Annotated in this window: 19 protein-coding genes and 1 riboswitch; of the genes, 9 read left to right on the forward strand and 10 right to left on the reverse strand. The window is 70.3% G+C overall.

Translation table 11 applies throughout. The features are described from left to right. Positions 1-17 precede the first annotated feature (17 nt). A complete protein-coding gene (locus AB0I38_RS27170) occupies positions 18-1,232 on the reverse strand; it encodes an aminotransferase class III-fold pyridoxal phosphate-dependent enzyme (RefSeq protein WP_358477015.1) in 1,215 nt (404 codons plus the stop codon). A gap of 85 nt (positions 1,233-1,317) precedes the next feature. After that, positions 1,318-2,238 (reverse strand): carbohydrate kinase family protein, encoded by a 921-nt coding sequence (locus AB0I38_RS27175; RefSeq protein ID WP_358477030.1) that lies wholly within the window; start codon positions 2,236-2,238, stop codon positions 1,318-1,320. A 72-nt stretch (positions 2,239-2,310) separates the two neighbouring features. Here AB0I38_RS27175 and AB0I38_RS27180 point away from each other — a divergent pair, with 72 nt between their 5' ends. Together AB0I38_RS27180 and AB0I38_RS27185 are read left to right on the forward strand one after the other, a co-directional pair. After that, entirely contained in the window at positions 2,311-2,901 is a 591-nt protein-coding gene (locus AB0I38_RS27180; RefSeq protein ID WP_358477037.1) for a TetR/AcrR family transcriptional regulator, read from the forward strand. Positions 2,902-3,013: 112 nt separating this feature from the next. Continuing rightward, positions 3,014-3,652 (forward strand): class II aldolase/adducin family protein, encoded by a 639-nt coding sequence (locus AB0I38_RS27185; protein WP_358477048.1) that lies wholly within the window; start codon positions 3,014-3,016, stop codon positions 3,650-3,652. Here the strand turns inward: AB0I38_RS27185 and AB0I38_RS27190 are convergent. Further along, the gene (locus AB0I38_RS27190) at positions 3,618-5,210 is read right to left on the reverse strand and encodes a DUF885 domain-containing protein (RefSeq protein ID WP_358477062.1); all 1,593 of its coding nucleotides are present in this window, start codon (positions 5,208-5,210) and stop codon (positions 3,618-3,620) included. The two genes, AB0I38_RS27185 and AB0I38_RS27190, sit on opposite strands and share 35 nt — an antisense overlap. Positions 5,211-5,233: 23 nt before the next feature. On the opposite strand from AB0I38_RS27190, the gene AB0I38_RS27195 reads away from it, so the two are divergent. Then, positions 5,234-6,442 (forward strand): DUF4032 domain-containing protein, encoded by a 1,209-nt coding sequence (locus AB0I38_RS27195; RefSeq protein ID WP_358477069.1) that lies wholly within the window; start codon positions 5,234-5,236, stop codon positions 6,440-6,442. Between the two features lie 34 nt (positions 6,443-6,476). Here the strand turns inward: AB0I38_RS27195 and AB0I38_RS27200 are convergent, their stop codons facing one another. Beyond that, positions 6,477-7,079, reverse strand: coding sequence for an NAD(P)-dependent oxidoreductase (locus AB0I38_RS27200; protein ID WP_358477076.1), 603 nt, complete (start codon positions 7,077-7,079; stop codon positions 6,477-6,479). 228 nt (positions 7,080-7,307) lie between these two features. Between AB0I38_RS27200 and AB0I38_RS27205 the strand changes: the two genes are divergently transcribed. The 4 genes from AB0I38_RS27205 to AB0I38_RS27220 are packed head-to-tail and all read left to right on the forward strand — an operon-like array spanning position 7,308 to position 9,333. Further along, positions 7,308-7,685 (forward strand): roadblock/LC7 domain-containing protein, encoded by a 378-nt coding sequence (locus AB0I38_RS27205; RefSeq protein WP_358477083.1) that lies wholly within the window; start codon positions 7,308-7,310, stop codon positions 7,683-7,685. A 3-nt stretch (positions 7,686-7,688) separates the two neighbouring features. Continuing rightward, positions 7,689-8,498 (forward strand): hypothetical protein, encoded by an 810-nt coding sequence (locus AB0I38_RS27210; RefSeq protein WP_358477089.1) that lies wholly within the window; start codon positions 7,689-7,691, stop codon positions 8,496-8,498. Then, a complete protein-coding gene (locus AB0I38_RS27215; protein WP_357679886.1) occupies positions 8,495-8,926 on the forward strand; it encodes a roadblock/LC7 domain-containing protein in 432 nt (143 codons plus the stop codon). Before AB0I38_RS27210 ends, AB0I38_RS27215 begins: the two co-directional genes overlap by 4 nt. Before the next feature lie 35 nt (positions 8,927-8,961). Further along, positions 8,962-9,333, forward strand: coding sequence for a hypothetical protein (locus AB0I38_RS27220; protein WP_358477109.1), 372 nt, complete (start codon positions 8,962-8,964; stop codon positions 9,331-9,333). Here the strand turns inward: AB0I38_RS27220 and AB0I38_RS27225 are convergent. The 3 genes from AB0I38_RS27225 to AB0I38_RS27235 all read right to left on the reverse strand — a co-directional run bounded on the left by AB0I38_RS27225 (position 9,330) and on the right by AB0I38_RS27235 (position 11,651). Then, on the reverse strand, positions 9,330-10,175 hold the full coding sequence (locus tag AB0I38_RS27225; RefSeq protein ID WP_358477124.1) for an alpha/beta fold hydrolase: 846 nt from the start codon (positions 10,173-10,175) through the stop codon (positions 9,330-9,332). The genes AB0I38_RS27220 and AB0I38_RS27225 overlap by 4 nt on opposite strands. Positions 10,176-10,217: 42 nt before the next feature. After that, positions 10,218-10,964: a hypothetical protein gene (locus tag AB0I38_RS27230; protein WP_358477136.1), complete on the reverse strand. Its 747-nt coding sequence runs from the start codon at positions 10,962-10,964 to the stop codon at positions 10,218-10,220. Positions 10,965-11,149: 185 nt separating this feature from the next. Continuing rightward, a riboswitch (cyclic di-AMP (ydaO/yuaA leader) is annotated at positions 11,150-11,285 on the reverse strand. 165 nt (positions 11,286-11,450) lie between these two features. Next, positions 11,451-11,651 (reverse strand): DUF5302 domain-containing protein, encoded by a 201-nt coding sequence (locus tag AB0I38_RS27235; RefSeq protein ID WP_358477145.1) that lies wholly within the window; start codon positions 11,649-11,651, stop codon positions 11,451-11,453. A 197-nt stretch (positions 11,652-11,848) separates the two neighbouring features. On the opposite strand from AB0I38_RS27235, the gene AB0I38_RS27240 reads away from it, so the two are divergent. Continuing rightward, entirely contained in the window at positions 11,849-12,859 is a 1,011-nt protein-coding gene (locus tag AB0I38_RS27240) for a rod shape-determining protein (RefSeq protein WP_358477157.1), read from the forward strand. 132 nt (positions 12,860-12,991) lie between these two features. Beyond that, the gene (locus AB0I38_RS27245; RefSeq protein ID WP_358477169.1) at positions 12,992-13,381 is read left to right on the forward strand and encodes a YkvA family protein; all 390 of its coding nucleotides are present in this window, start codon (positions 12,992-12,994) and stop codon (positions 13,379-13,381) included. A gap of 7 nt (positions 13,382-13,388) precedes the next feature. Here AB0I38_RS27245 and AB0I38_RS27250 read toward each other — a convergent pair whose 3' ends face one another. The 3 genes from AB0I38_RS27250 to darT all read right to left on the reverse strand — a co-directional run bounded on the left by AB0I38_RS27250 (position 13,389) and on the right by darT (position 15,856). Further along, on the reverse strand, positions 13,389-13,970 hold the full coding sequence (locus AB0I38_RS27250; protein ID WP_358477180.1) for a DJ-1/PfpI family protein: 582 nt from the start codon (positions 13,968-13,970) through the stop codon (positions 13,389-13,391). Positions 13,971-14,256: 286 nt separating this feature from the next. Next, the gene (gene darG, locus AB0I38_RS27255; RefSeq protein WP_358477192.1) at positions 14,257-15,315 is read right to left on the reverse strand and encodes a type II toxin-antitoxin system antitoxin DNA ADP-ribosyl glycohydrolase DarG; all 1,059 of its coding nucleotides are present in this window, start codon (positions 15,313-15,315) and stop codon (positions 14,257-14,259) included. 16 nt (positions 15,316-15,331) lie between these two features. After that, positions 15,332-15,856, reverse strand: coding sequence for a type II toxin-antitoxin system toxin DNA ADP-ribosyl transferase DarT (gene darT / locus AB0I38_RS27260; protein WP_358477294.1), 525 nt, complete (start codon positions 15,854-15,856; stop codon positions 15,332-15,334). Between the last annotated feature and the right edge of the window lie 127 nt (positions 15,857-15,983).

Raw genomic sequence — 15,983 nt, forward strand, 5'->3', positions numbered from 1 at the left:
CCGTCCGCCCGTCGCCGTCAGCCGAAGTGGGCGCGCGTCTCGGCGAACGCCTGGTCGATGCCGTCGAGGGCGCGGGCCACGTCCTCCTCGGTGTGGGCCGCCGACATGAACCAGTTGTGCCACGGGTGGATGTAGACCCCGTGACGCAGGCAGGCGTCGCTCCAGTAGAGGGCCGTGGACAGGTCCGCGTCGCCGTCGAAGCTCAGCCAGGGGATCGTCACCGGCCCGGTCTGGTTCACCGTGAAGCCGTGCGCCTTGGCCTGCGCGTACAGCCCTTCGCGCAGCTGGGCGCCGGCCCGTTCCATGGTGGCGATGCCGCCGGTGTCGCGGAGCGTCTCGATCGTCGCCTTGGCCGCCGCCATGGCCACCGCCGAGAACCAGAACGACCCCGTCGAGTAGAGCGACTGCGCCGCCCCGCGCAACGCGTCGGTGCCGGTCACGGCCGCGATCGGATAGCCGTTGGCCATGGCCTTGGACCAGGCCGTAAGGTCGGGCCGCACGCCGTAGGGCTCCCACGAGCCGCGCAGGTCGATCCGGAACCCCGCCCGTACGTCGTCGATCACCAGCGCGGCCCCGAGGCGGTCGGCCAGCGCCCGCGCGCCCCTCGCGAAGGCGGGCTCGACCAGCTCCTGGTCCTCGAACGAGTCGTGCTTGAACGGCGTCACGATGATCGCCGCCACCTCGCCCTCCACGGTCGCCGCCGCGGCCTCCAGCGACTCCAGCGAGTTGTACGCGAACTCCACCAGGTCGGCCCGCTCGTTCGGCGTGGTGCCGGCGAGCGACGGCGTGCACCAGGGGTCGGCTCCGTGGTAGGCCCCGTGCGCCATCAGCACCTTGGTCCGGCCGGTGGCGGCCCTGGCCACCATGAGGGCCTGGGTGGTGGCGTCGGTGCCGTTCTTGGAGAACATCGCCCAGTCGGCGCTGGGCACGGTGTCCACGAGCAGCTCGGCCAGCTCGACCATGACGGGGCCCGGCCCGTTGAGGCAGTCGCCGAGCGCGAGCTGACGGGCGGCGGCCTCCTCGACGCGCGGGTGCCGGTGCCCGAGCACGACCGGCCCCCAGCTGCACATGAAGTCGATGTACTCGCGCCCGTCCACGTCCCACTGGCGGCAGCCCTCGCCGCGCTCGAAGAACTGCGGGTATCCGGGGGCGAAGATGGCGGCGTTGAGGTGCCCGTACATGCCGCCGGGCACCACTTTCGCCGCGCGCCGGCGAAGCTCGGCGTCCGTCATCGCGAAGCCTTCTCTCTCGTGTCGGTACGGCCCGCGGCCCGCGTCCGGTCTCGCCGGGAACGGCGGCCCGCGTGGCCGGTGGAGGTCATGCCAGGAGGGCCAGGGTGGAGTCGAGGTCGGTGAGGCCCGCGTCGGAACCGAGGCCGGTCGCCACCCGGGCGGCGGCGGCCGTACCCCAGCGCGCGGCGCCGACCACGTCCTGCCCGTGCAGCAGGCCCGTGACGAATCCGGCGCAGTAGGCGTCGCCGCAGCCGGTCGTGTCGACGACCTCGGTCTTCAGGGCGGGCACCCGCTCGACGCCGTCGCCCGTGACGACCAGGCTGCCCTCGCCGCCCAGCGTGACCAGGACCCCGCGCGGCCCTTCGGCCAGCAGTGCCCGCGCCGCGTCCGTCACGTCCTGGGCCCCGCCGGCCATGAGCAGGGCCTGCGACTCGTTGGGGAGCACGTAGTCCACGTGGGGCAGGAAGGCGCGGGCCATGCCCAGCAGGTCGGGCATCTCCGACAGCAGATCCATGGTCACGACGGCGCCGGCCGCCCGGATGGAGTCGAGCAGTTCGAAGAACGCCGGGTCGCCCAGCCCGAACGTGACGTCCATGCCTCCCAGGTGCACCGCGCGGACGCCGCGCAGGACCTCGGGGTCGAGGTCGGCGAGCGTCACGCCGAGGTTGGCGCCGGGCACGTGGAAGCTGGGACGTCCGCCGTCCGGCCTGATCGGCAGGATGGACGCCGCCGTCTGCTCGCCGGGGCGGCGCACCAGGCGGGAGACGTCCACGCCCCGCTTGGCCATCACCGCGAGCAGGAAGTCGCCGAGCTCGTCGTCGCCGATCGCGCCCATGGTGACGACGTCGTTGCCCAGCTTGACCAGGTCGACCGCCGTGCCGGCCGCCGAGCCGGCGGCGGTCAGGCGGATCTGGTCGACCAGCACGGTGTCCTGGCCCTCGGGGATGTGCTCGACGGGCCTGGCGAGGATGTCGACGATGTGGACGCCGACGGTGGCAACGGTCATGGCACTAAATAGACAGACGTCCGAATAAAAAGTCAATATGCTGATAACGCACAAACCGAAGGGGGCACCACGATGCCGAAGATCGTTGACCACGACGAGCGCAGGCGCGAGGTGCTGTCGGCGGCCCGCCGGGTGATCGTCAGGGACGGCATCGACGCCGCCACCACCCGCGCGATCGCCAAGGAGGCGGGCTACTCCAACGGGGTGCTCGCCCACTACTTCGCCGACAAGGACGAGATCCTGCTGTCCGCGTTGCGCCAGTCCCACCAGCGCATCCGCGACCGCCTCACCCGCAAGGTCGAGGGCGCGAGCGGGCTGGCCGCGCTGCGCGAGCTGCTGCTCGACAACCTCCCGCTGGACGCCGAGCGCACCCAGGAGACCCGGCTCGAAGTGAGCTTCTGGAGCCGCAGCCTGGCCTCGGACCGCCTGGCAGAGGTGCAGCGCGCCGAGGCCGCCGAGCTGCGCGCGGCCATCCGGTCGCTGCTCGACGAGGCCCGCGGGGCCGGCGAGCTGGCCGGCGACGACAATCTCGACGACCTGACCGAGCACCTGCTCGCCCTGGTCGACGGCCTCAGTCTGCACCTGCTGCTCTATCCCGACCGGCTGACCAGGGTCGACCTCGAACGCCTGCTCCTCGCCTCCCTCGACCGCCTCGCCGCCTGAGATCGGCGTTTCCGGCACTCGGTCGGCGGCTCCCCCGACCCGAACGCGCCCGGGTTCGCCTGCCCGATCGCGGAGATTGCCGCATATCGGACGGCCGACTACATTGCCGCTCATGAGCCTCCGCGAGCAGCTGTGCGAGTACGGCAGGCGCGCCGTCGAGCTTGGCCTGGTCATCGGCACCTCGGGCAACCTGAGCGTCCGGCAGGAGGAGCTGGTCGCCGTGACCCCGTCGGGCGTGGCGCTCGACCGGCTGACCCCCGAGCTGTGCCCGGTCGTGGACCTGGCGGGCAATCTGGTCGAGGGCGACCTGCAGCCGTCCTCCGAGACCCCGATGCACCTGGCCGTCTACGCGGCCGGCGACGCGCGGGCCGTGGTCCACACGCACTCGGTGTTCGGCGCGGTCGTGGCCACCACGATGACCGAGCTGCCGCCGATCCACTACAACGCGCTGCTCCTCGGCGGGACGGTGCGGGTCGCCGAATACGCCACGTACGGCACGCCCGAGCTGGCGGCCGGCGTCCGGGCGGCGCTGGAGGGGCGGCGGGCGGTGCTGATGGCCAACCACGGCGGCATGACCATCGGCGCCACGCTGGAGGAGGCGTTCGAGGCCACCCGGCTGCTCGAGTGGCTGTGCGAGGTGTACGTGCGCGCGCTCGGCGTGGGCACGCCGCGTATCCTGACCCCCGAGCAGCTGGACGCCGTGGTGGAGCGCGCGTTCAACCCGCCGGTGTTCCCTCGCCGGGAAGGCTGACGGCCCGCTCGGCCAGGCCGAGCGGCAGCCCGCCCGCGCCGGCGATCCGGTCGTGGAACGACTTCAGCGACCCCTGGTACGCCTGCCTGATGCGGTCGATCTCGAGCGCGCCCGTGAGGTAGGACGGCGCCTGCGTGGGCCAGGCGCAGTAGCGGCTGACCTCGGCCCGGGCGGTGCCGGGCGTGAGTGACGCCTTGGTGGACATGAACGTCTCGGCCTCCTCGATCGACATGTCGTCGCAGTGCAGCGCCGTGTCCACGACCATCCGGGCGGCGCGGAAGACCCGGCAGTCGAGGTGGGCCAGCTCGGTGGCGGGGGTGTCGAAGTAGCCCTGCTCGTGCAGCAGCTTCTCGACGTAGAGGGCCCAGCCCTCGGCGAAGTACGGCGTGCGGAACACCTTGCGGACGGTCCGCGGGTTGCCGGCCATGTGCGATAAGTGCCAGTGGTGTCCGGGGTAGGTCTCGTGCGCGGCGATCGACGGCATCTGGGCCCGCGAGTTGGTCCGCAGGCGCTGGCGTACCTCCTCCTCGGTGAAGTCGTCGGGTGTGAACGGCACGAAGAAGACGCCCGTGCGCGAGCTGGTCAGCGGGGGCGGCGCCAGGTAGTGGGCCACGGCCGCGATCGGCCGGGCGTACTCGGCCGAGGGCAGCACCAGGCACTCCTCCCCTTCGGGGAAGGTCACCAGGTCACGGGATCGGACGAACGCGCGGACCCGCCGCGTCTCGGCCTCGTACTCGGCGCGCATCGCCTCCAGGGTCGGCGGATGGTCGTCCATGAGCGACTCCATCGCGGCCCGCCAGTCGTCGGTGCCGCCGGCCCGTGGGGCGACCTCGCGCATCCGCTCGTCCAGCGAGGCCCACGCCGCCCTGCCCTTCTCGTGCAGCTCGGCCGCGCCGTAGCCGAGCAGCTCGCGCTCGCGCAGCAGCGTGGAGTAGAGCCGCTCCCCCATCCGCCAGGCGCCACCGCAGGTGAAGCCCTCCAGGAAGGCGACGAGCTCGTCGAAGGCCTGCGCGGCGGGCTCGGCGGCCTCGGCCAGCCGCGCGCTCAGCACGGTGTCGCGCACCATCGACGGGACGGTCCGGGTGAGGAAGCGCCGCCCGGTGCGCGCCTGGTCGAGGCCGCGTCGCACCAGCAGTGGCGCCGCGAGGTCGGGGTCGAGGTTGGCGCGGCAGGCGGCCAGCACGCCGGGCACCTCGGCCAGCCGCGAGACGGCGGCGGCGACCAGCTCGGGTTCCGGCTTGAGCCGCTGCTGGAACGGGTTGAACAGGGAGGTGAAGACCGCCGAGAGATAGACGGCGGGGTCGCGGCGCCAGTCGGGCCAGGAGGCGAGCGCGACCCAGCCTCTCAGCTGTGACAGGACGAGATCCCGGTCGATCGCGTCGTCGGGGGTGGCGGCCTCCAGGGTGGAGAGCCGTTCGAGCCAGCCGGCCTCCTCCCGCGCGCGGGCGGTGAGGGCGGTGGCGGTGAAGTCGCCGAGGGTGTGGTCGTAGCCGTCTGCTCCCAACAGGCTGGCGACTACGGGACGTCGGGAAAAGTACCAATTGAGAAACTCGTCCACGATCGCACAATATCCTGATCTCCATGCCTCTCCAGATCACCGGCACGCTCGGCGACCCCGACCTCATCGGCCTGCCCTGGGACGTCCCGCTCGCGCAATGGCCGGAGCGGCATCTGGTCGACCTCCCGCGCGGCATCTCGCGGCACGTGGTGCGGTTCGCCAGGCTCTCCGGCAAGGTCTACGCGATCAAGGAGATCAGCGAAAGGTACGCCCGGCGGGAGTACCAACTGCTGTGGGACCTGGCCAGGCTGGACGCGCCGTCGGTGCAGCCGGTCGCCTACGTCACCGGCCGGGACCAGGGGCTCGACGCCGCGCTGATCACCCGGCACCTGCAGTTCTCGCTGCCCTACCGGGCCGTCATGTCGGGCACGCTGCGGCCCGACACGCTCACCCGACTGCTGGACGCGCTCGCCCTGCTGCTCGTCCGGCTGCACCTGAACGGCTTCTACTGGGGCGACTGCTCGCTGTCCAACACGCTGTTCCGCAGGGACGCCGGGGCGTTCGCCGCCTACCTGGTCGACGCGGAGACCGGAGAGCTGCACCCGATGATCAGCGAGGGGCAGCGGCGCGGCGACATCGACATCGCGCACACCAACATCTTCGGCGAGATGCTCGACCTTGAGGCCGGCGGCCTGCTGCACCCGACGATCGACCCGATGGACACGGCCGAGGACATCGTCGCCCGCTACCACCGGCTGTGGGACGAGATCACCCAGGACGAGATCATCGAAGAGGTCGACTGGCACGTGGTCGAGCAGCGGCTCCGGCGGCTCAACCTGCTCGGGTTCGACGTGGCCGAGATGATGGTGCGCCGCAAGGTCGGCACCGGGCGGCTGATCGTCCGCCCGAAGGTGGTCGACGCCGGGCACCACCAGCGGCGGCTGCTCCGGCTGACCGGGCTCGACGTGGAGGAGAACCAGGCCCGGCGGCTGCTGAACGACCTCGACGGCTTCCGCGTGGCCCAGGGGCTGCGGCACGAGGACGAGGCGATCGTGGCCCACCGGTGGCTGGCCGAGGTGTTCCAGCCGACGGTGGCGGCCATCCCGGCCGGCCTGCGCGGCAAGCTGGAGCCGGCGCAGCTGTTCCACGAGATCCTGGACCACCGGTGGTACCTGTCGGAGGCGGCGGGCGCCGACGTGGGGCTGGCCGCGGCGGTGAAGTCGTACGTCGGCAACGTGCTCGTCCACAAGCCCGACGAGAAGGCGCTGCTGCCGGACGAGCCCGTCGAGTAGCCGGGCGTCGAGCTCTCAGTAGGCCGTCGAGCTCTCAGTAGGCCACGGTGATGCGGCGGCGGAGGTGCTCGAAACGTTCCATCTCGTCGCCGATGGCGACCGCGAAGTCCTCGGCCGAGATGAAGCTGCGCCCCTCGGCGTCGGACAGCAGGTCGTCACGGCCGATGCGGTAGGCGCCGGTGCGCACGCCCGGAGCGACCTCGGCGGGCGGTGAGACGTAGGTCCAGTCGAGGTCGCCGACCTCGCGGAAGAACTCCAGCGCGGCCCGCTGCGCGAGCGCCTCCTTCCTCCACGACTCGGGGAAGCCGGGCGCGTCGACCAGGTCGAGGTCGGGGGCCACCCGCAGACTGCCCGCGCCGCCGACGAAGATGAGCCGCCGCACCCCGGCCGCGCGCACGCCGTCGACGAGCGCGCGGACGTCGGCCAGGAAGGGCTCCTCGGGCTCGGTGCCGTCGCGGGGCGGAGAGATCGCGCAGATGACCACGTCATATCCCCTGGCGAGCGCGGCGGCGTCGCGCACGTCGCCCTGGATCGGACCCGACCTGCTGACGCCGGTCACGTCATGGCCCCGCCCGGCGAGCTCGGCGGCGATGCGGCTGCCGATCATGCCGGTGGCGCCAAAAAGAAGGATCTTCATATTTTCACAGTACCCATCGAATACCCGCTACTTCATCCCGCGATAACGTGAATAACTTTCTTTATTGTCGTCAGCGATTCGGCTAAATCTGATAAAAAATCCGTCGCGGTGGGGTTTTTCTCCATCCCCGCCGTACAGCTGTTTAACTCCGCCTTTATCAAAACTTCTCCGCCGCCCTCCGCCCTCCTACGCTGGCCCAATCCTTCAGAAGCGGCGAGGGGAGGACACGTGCTCGGATTGGACGACTGTCTGATCGAGGTCATGGCGATACCGGGGGCCCTGGACGCGATGCTGCTGGACCAGACGAGCGGTATGGCGGTGGCCGTCAGCGGCTCACCGCAGGGCGTCGACACCGAATGCTCAGCCGCCGCCCTGACCGAGACGCTCCGCGCGACCGTGGACGGGCTGGCCCGCTCGTGTCCCGGCGACACCGTGCGCATCGACGACATGCTCGTCACCACCGACCAGGGCCACCACCTGCTCAGGCTGATGGAGACGGCCTTCGAAGGACCCTTGGTCATCTACGTCCGCCTCGACCTGGAACGGTCGAACCTGGCGCTCGCGCGCTACCGCCTGCAGGCCATCTCCAGCAGCCTGCTGACCTGACCCATGGCCCCCCTCGACACGCTGCTGGCGGGCCTGGCCCGCGAACGCTCCACCGGCGCCCTGCTCGTCGGCCGGGCCGGAACGGTCTTCCTCGACGAGGGCCGGGTGACGTACGTGGAATGCGTCCAGACACCCGGAGTCGAGCGGCTGCTCACCGCGCGCGGCCGCTCGACCGAGGCGGCCCTGCGCGGGATACAGGCCGACGGCGGCTGCGAGCGGTTGCTCAGGGAGGGCGTCCTCACGCTCGGCGAGCTGCAGTACTGCGTGCTGGGCGCCATCCTGGACGCCGCGTTCTTCCTGCTGCCGGCCGGCGGGACCCGGCCGAAGTTCCGCCCCGGCGAACGGCACTGGCTGGGCGGGCGCTGGTACTTCGAGGTGTCGGGACTGCTGCGGGAGTGCGCGCGCCGCCGCACGCAGCTCACGCGGATCTGGCCGTCCGCCGAGGTGGACACCGCTCCGGTACGCCCGGCGCCCTGGCTCACCGGGCAGGGCGTGACCCTCGGCAGGGTCGAGTGGGAGGTCGTCGCCCGGGCCGACCACCAGGCGACGCCGCTCGACCTGGCCAGGCAACTCGGCAGGTCCGGCTACTCGATCCTGCTGGCCGTGCGAAGGCTGGCGGCGGCCGGGCTGCTCGTCCCGCGCGAGGAGCCCGCGCCCGCCGAGGAGCCCCGGCTGCCGAAGCGGTCCCGGCACGCGGTCAAGGCGCCCACCGGTGGCGCGCCGGGCCCGCCCCTCGGACCGGCCGTGACGGCGGACCCCACAGACCTGGCCCTGCTGCTGCGCCTGAAGAAGGCCCTGGAGGAACTGGCATGAGGTTCCCCCCACTGACCGCCATGAGGTTGCCCGCACTGAGGAGGAGGCCGCCGGTGGAGCTGCGCGACGAGGTGCTCAAGGAGATGGTCCTCCTGCGCGAGCGCACCCCCGACATCAACGGCAGCGTCGCCTGCACGGTGGACGGGCTCGCCGTCGCCTGCGACCTCGAAGGCGACAACGGCGATCAGACCGCCGCGCTGACCGCCGCGATGGTGGCCATGAGCAGGCGCATGCTCGCCATGTCCGGCAAGGGCGAGCTGGAGGAGACGCTCGTCTCGGGGGCGGCCGGGTTCGCCGCGTTCTACACCGCGGGCCCCACGATCGTCCTCACAGTCCTGGCACGGCCCGGCACGAACGTCGGGCTGCTCCGGCTGGAGGGCCGCAAGACGGCGGCCGCTGTCGGCCGCCACGCAGCACGGATCCGATGACCGATCGGATGACCGATCAACGAACGGAGGAAGACATGGCCAGCATGGACGTCTCTCTGAAGGAGATGATGACGATCGACGGCTCGCTCGGGGCCGCGATCGTCGACCACGGCAGCGGCATGGCGCTCGGCGCGCTCGGCGGCTCCAAGGAGCTGGATCTGCAGGTCGCCGCCGCGGGCAACACCGAGGTGGTCAAGGCCAAGCTGCGCACGATGGACTCGCTCGGGCTCAAGGACGCGATCGAGGACGTCCTCATCACGCTCAGCGGCCAGTATCACATCATCCGTCCGATCAGCGGGCGCGGCGGCAAGGGGCTGTTCCTCTACCTCGCCCTCGACCGGGGGCGGGCCAATCTGGCGATGGCCCGCCACCAGCTCCGTGGCATCGAGGAGAAGCTGGACGTCTAGCCCGCGGTCAGCTTGGCGATGGCGCCCACGATGTCCGGCCACAGCGGCCTGGGCAGATCGTGGCCCATGCCCGGGTAGGTCAGCAGCGTGGCGCCGGGGATCGCCGCGGCGGTGGCCTGCCCGCCGGCCAGGGGGACGAGCTGGTCGTCCTCGCCGTGGATCACCAGGCTGGGGACACCGACTCCGGCCAGCGCCACGGTGCGGTCGGGCGAGACGAGGATCGCGGCGAGTTGCCGGGCCGTCCCGGCCGGGTCATAGCACCGGTCGAAGGCCAGGCCGGTCAGCCTGACGATGCGCTCGCGGTCCAGCTCGTAGCCGGGCGAGCCGATCACGGCCCAGGTCTCCAGCGCCCGGGCGAGCGCCGTCTCACGGTCGGGAGCGGGCGGCGCGAACAGCACCGCGCCGGCCGCGTCCGTGGGCTGGGCCACCCCCGGCCCGGGGGTGGACATGATGGAGGTGAGGCTGAACACCCGCCCGGGGTGGCGGATCGCCAGCGCCTGGGCGATCATGCCGCCCATCGAGGCGCCGACCACGTGAGCGGCCGGCCAGCCGAGCGTGTCCATGAGCCCGGCGACGTCGTCGGCCATGTCGTCCAGCACATACGACGAGGACGTCCCCAGGTCGGGGGCGCCCTCGTCGTGGAAGTGCGTGGACAGGCCGGCGTCGCGGTTGTCGAACCTGACGACGTGGTGGCCCTGCTCGGCCAGCAGCTCGCACAGGTCGTCGTCCCAGTGGATGAGCTGGGCGCCCAGCCCCATGATCAGGAGCAGTGGGCGCCCACCGGGCGAACCGAAGCTCTCGTACGCGATCTCGATGCCGTTCACGGCCGCACGCAGGGTCACGAACCTAGAATGGCATTCTAGTCAGCGGCGGTAAAGACCCCGTCAGCGCTTGACCGAGGTGATGCGCTCGCGTCCGGCGAACGCGGCACCGCCCACGGCGGCCAGCCCGCCGACCAGGGCCAGGGCGCCGGCCGCGCCGGCGGTCTCGACGTCCGGCTGGGGAGCGGCGATCGGCCGGCCGGCCGACCCCGGCGCGCTCTTCACCTCGGGGCTCTGCTCGGTGCGCTCCTCGGCCAGGATCTGCGGCGGCTCGGCCGGGTTCCTGTCCATCCGGGACCAGGCGCCCGTGGAGAAGGCGACCGGGTGGTTCTTCTTGCCCACGCCCTCGCCCCACTTGGTGATGACGTAGTCGACCTTGATGTGGCCCTGGCCGCCGACGCCGTCGACGCCCAGCGTGCGGGAGTTGAAGGTGCCGCCGGTCAGGTCGGCGAACGTCTTGGCGTCCAGGTCGAGCATGATGCCATTGTTCGAGGGGTTACCGGGACCGCGGTCGCCCACGAAGAACGGCATCTTCTTGCCCTTGTAGACGACATAGCCCTCGGTCAGCAACGGCCAGCTCGGGCTGGCGGCCAGCTTCTTCTGCATCGGCTTGCCACTGGCGGGCAGACCGGTGTCACCGGCGCGGCCGGAGGAGTCGTCCCAGAAGTAGGAGGCCGTGGTCGACCCCTTGAGCAGGACCTTCGTGTCGTCGCCGGTGTCGGCGTGCGCTGCGCCCGTGCCGACGGTGAGCGCGGTGAGCGCGGCGGCGGTGACCAGGGTGAGGGTACGTTTACCAAAGCGAACGGCCATGAAGTGGTAGATCCTTTACCTCAGGAAACAGGGAAACGGCACTCCACTCAGGAGGCGTAGCCGGGCGGAAGACGCCTGCGGGCGCTACGCGCGGAGCGCGGGAAAGTCTGCGGGGAAGTGCCGCTCAGTCAGCGGCCTGCGCCATTGCGCGAGGTAGGGATGTGTGGGGGTGCTTCACGATAGGGATGTCCTCTCCATCTCGCCTACCGGGTTAGCTGACGGGTTCGGGCGTGGAGATGCCCTACCGGCGCGAGCGCCGGATTCACCCCAGAAAGGTGGGTCCCCGGTTCCCGCCTGAGCGGGATTCGGCGCCAGCCGGCCGCCACTTCCTGGACGAAGCGACCAAGTCGCCAGCTGGTAACTCCAAAAGAGTAACCCAGGAATCGGACATACGCAATGAAAGCCCCATGAAACGGGCTAAGATCTACCTACGACGGCAAAGAGAAGGGGGGCACGGCGTCCCGTACCCCCCGAAAACGTCAGGCCTCAGCCACCGCTTTTGCGTCTGAACGATCGCTTGCTGGCAGCCGGCCCGTGGGCCCCGTGGATCTTCGATTGGTCGGCGCCCCTGCCACCCGCGCCCGAGTCGGCATGCTGGTTGCGCTTGCGCTCCAGTGCCTCACGGAACTTGCGCTTCATCTCGTCCTCGGGAGTCTCGCTGACTTCCGGCTCCGGTGTTTCCGCCATGAGGACCTCCTGATGTTGGGGACAAATCAAAGCTTCGCATGGTCGCGCCCGTGACGCGAAACCGGGCGGGCGAACCGCGCGTGTCCCACCGAACAGGGGCCGACCGCGTTGTGTGGCGCGCACGCTGTGTGGTCGCCCCGCCAAGGATCTCCCTTATGTGGCGTTGAGGTGGGGTTCATCCCGGTTAGACCTCTGGGGTGGCGTTGAGCCTGTTCCGTCTCATGGGCCAGGACCTGGCGGTGGATCTCGGCACAGCCGGCACGCGGATCTACTCCCGGGGCAGGGGCATCGTGCTCGACGAGCCCTCGCTCGTCGCGTATGACATCCGTACGGGAAAAATTGTGGCGTACGGAGCGGAAGCGGACGGCCTGGACGGCGAGACACGGGCGGTCCGGCCCGTCTGGGGGCAGGGCACGCTCGACCGGGACTTCACCCGGCGGATGCTCAAGCACTTCCTGCGCAAGGTGCACGCGCACCCGTACGCCCGGCCGCGCGTGGTCATGGCCGTCCCGGACGACTCGACCGCCGTCGACCACCGTGACCTGCGGGATCTGGCCTTCGAGTCGGACGCGCGGCAGATCTACCTCGTCCGGCACGCGCTGGCGGCGGCCCTCGGCGCGGGTCTGCCACTCGGCGAACCGGCCGCAGTGATGATCATCGACATCGGCCACGAATTCACCCGGGTCGCGGTCCTCGCCGGCGGCCACGTGGTCGCCACCCGGACGACGAGAAGTGGCGGCGACCACGTGAACGACTCCATCGCCCGCCTCGTCGAACGCGACCACGGCCTGATCGTGGGCGACGGCGCCGCCGAGGCGGCCAAACGGGGCCTCGGCCCCGCCTGGAAGCCGCTCGACCGGCAGGTCACCGTGCACGCCCACACCCCCGAGAGCGGGCACGAGAGCCAGGTCACACTGACGGCCCAGGAGATCTACGAGGCCACCTCGCAGCCGGCCGACCTGATCGTCCGGGCCGCGATCGGCGCCCTGGACGGCTGTCCCGCCGAGGTCGTGGCCGACGTGGCCGTCCACGGCGCGGTCCTGCTCGGGGGCGGCTCCCTGGTCTGCGGCCTGAACAGGCGGCTGCGCGCCCGGCTCGGCGTCCCCGTACGGCGCGCCGTACGCCCCCGGGAGTCGGTGGCCCTCGGCCTCGGCCACTGCGCCGACGACCTGGCTCTGGCCGCCAGCCTGCACTCCACTCATCCTTGAGCCGGCGTCAGGCTGCTACGCGGTCGGATGAGTCTTCATGGCCCGCGACAGCACCTGCGGACGCCTGCGAGAGTGGACATATCCGGCGCGGGGGCGGAACGGCGGTGAATGCCGTGGAGGAGGAGGCGGGCGGTGCGTGGCTGGTTGATCGGTCTGGCCGTGGGTGTGGCCTGCGTGGTGCTGTGCTGGGGGGTGCTGGTGGTGCTGGCGCGTCGCCTGCCGCCGGGCACCGCGCGAGATCTGGCCGCGTTCGTCCCCGACTGTCTCACCACGGTCCGCAGGCTGCGCCGGCATCCCCAGGTGCCGCGACGGGCCAGGGTGGCCATCGTGTTCGCGGGCGTGTGGGTGGCCAGCCCGATCGATCTGATCCCCGAGTTCCTGCCGGTCATCGGCCCCCTGGACGACATCGTGGTGGTGGCCCTGGCGCTGAGGTACGCCGCCCGGCAGGTGCCCCACGAGGTGCTGCTGGAGGCGTGGCCGGGCGAGCCACGCCTCCTGCTCAAGCTGATCGGCCGGCGCTGACCGCTCGTCAGATGGGCGGCTGGGGATCGTACTGGATGTAGCGCCTCACCTGCCGGGCCCGATCGACCCCGGCGAGGCGGGCCACCAGGTGGAGTGCCATGTCGATGCCCGCCGACACCCCCGAGGAGGTGACCATGTCACCGTCGTCGACGAACCGGTCCCCGGGACGGACCTCGATCGTCGGGTCGAGCTCGCCGAGCAGGTCCAGGGCGCCCCAGTGGGTGGTCGCCGGGCGGCCGGCGAGCAGCCCGGCCGCCGCGTACACCAACGAGCCCGTGCACACGCTGGTCATCAGCGGCACGCGGGCGCGCTGCTCACGGACCCACGCCACATGGGCCTCGTCCGTGAGCAGCGTCCGGGTGCCCATCCCGCCAGGGTGCAACAGCACGTCCAGCGGGCCGACGTCGGACAGGTCGTGCTCGGCGAACAGGCGCAGGCCCTTCGCCGCCCGGACGGGCCCGGCGGCACGGCCGAACGTGACGATCTCGGCCTCGCCGGGACACTGCTGGGCCCAGGAGGCCAGCACCTCCCACGGGCCGACGGCGTCCAGCTCCTCGACGCCGTCGAACAGCATGATCCCGATGCGCATCAGTGGCTCCTCATAGTCTGGAAACGGCGGCGGCACTGGCCCGGCGTGACGTCCATGGCCGGCCTGACACAGCGGTCCAGGGGTCTCGACCGTGCCGAACCCGCAGGTGCGAACGATCGAATCGAGGATGGTGTCGGTGGTCTCCAACCGTGCGGCCTCCACCTACGCGCCGGGCGTGCGGCCGGTCTCTGCGGTGAACACCCGCGCGACAACCGGAGAGCCCGGCCGGTCCAAGGCCTTACCTCAGCACGAGCATCCGGGAGAAACGGTCATGGCGCCCGCCCCCTCACTCACCCCGGACAGGCGGATCACGGCGAACTGGCAGGAAATCAAGCACATCGAGGTGGTCCAACGCCGCCCTGATGTGTGTGGTTCCGAACAACGCTCCCTTCCTTGGTGACCAGTTACGAACGTATAGCCCCAACTCTGCGGCATCACGATCACCGGTCTCGACAGCCGCCCAGTGAACGGTGGACAGCAGCTCAAGGCCATAGGGAGTCTCGAACCCTTCGATGAGGCGAGCGACTCTACCGACCCGGGCACAGGTATCGGGGTCAGCGGAGAGGGCATGATCGACCTTCTCTAGCGTGCCCGGCAAAAGACAAATACGCGGAGTCTGTGTCCGATCGCCATAACCGCGAATGAAATGTCCCTCAAGCCCTTGAAGTGCGTAATTGAGATTCTCGGCATATGGACCGTACTTACCCTTGGTGAAGTCCAGCCGAAGCGGCTGGCCGGACACCTGCAGGAAGTAGGTCAGCTTCTGCGCCTCAAGGGCGGTCAACCGGTAGTCCGGCAACAGGTAGCGTCCGAAGAGCGCGAGCACGGCGGCGCGGTTGGCAGTGAGCGAGGGGCGTGGTGTGCGTACGATCATCGTGTCAGGGTCAGGGGCCCCCTCTGGCGGATAGACGACGACTCGTACCTCCGGAAGCTCCGCCATCGCCTGCTCGATCAGAGGCAACACGTCACCCCAGTCCAGGCCACCGTTACCGCATCCAAGCGGAGGGATCGCAATCGATCCCACCCCGAGATCACGCAGCGTTCGGACAAGATCGACCAGACCCGACTCGATGTCACCGAGCCGTGACCCTGCTCTCCAATGCCGCTTGGTGGGGAAGTTGATGACATAGCGTCCGCTTCCCATACGCCCGTCGTCATAGACGAACATCTTCCCGGGCACCACCTCGCCGCGTTGACACGCCCTGGCGTATGCCTTGAAGTTCGCCGGGTACGCCTGCCGGAACTGCAGGGCGATGCCCTTGCCGGCCACTCCAACCGTGTTCACGGTGTTGACCAGCGCTTCGACCTCCGCTTCGAGGAGGTTGCCACTGCCGAACGTAAGCATGATGGCCTCCTTACCCCTAGTAGTACCAGTCGCGACGGACAATTATCTCGGGCATATGTTCGATTCCCACAACGATCGCCTTGACCTGATCCCTCACTGCTTCACTCATGACGCCGATCCTGACGATCAGATGCCACGGAAGCCGCCCGTGGACCAAGAACTCAGCTTGACGTCTCCGCGGCCGCTCACCCGTCCCGTCCAGATCGTTCCAGTAGCGAGCCTGCATGATCTCCCAGTCAACCCGGTCGAGATAACGCAGATCATCGAAGAACTCACTGAACTCCATGATGGCGTGGCCGTCCGTGAAAGCGAAGTCCAACCCGGCCGTCACAACGGTCTCGCAGGTGGAGACCACGTGGACGATCTCGTCCTGCCGTGCGACCACGCCATCGACGTTGCTGCGGTGCACTGCGTAGAGCATGGGCGATCGAGGCGCGAAGTAGAACGGCGCGTAGTCGGCGAGCGTCCCCCCTGGCGCCGCAGGGCACCCCACGTCGCGCTCTGCGCTCCTTGATGTGCTTGTGACCGATGTTGACGGGATTCATCACACCCGACTGGCGTTCACGGTCACACGTAGGCATTCAGGCCCTGCGCATTCCGATGTTGGATGATCGCGGGGTGTGATCGTCTTCGGGTGTGGGGCGCCGCGGATTGTGGCGGGAATCAGG

Source organism: Nonomuraea cavernae, assembly GCF_040655715.1.
Lineage (GTDB): Bacteria > Actinomycetota > Actinomycetes > Streptosporangiales > Streptosporangiaceae > Nonomuraea > Nonomuraea cavernae_A.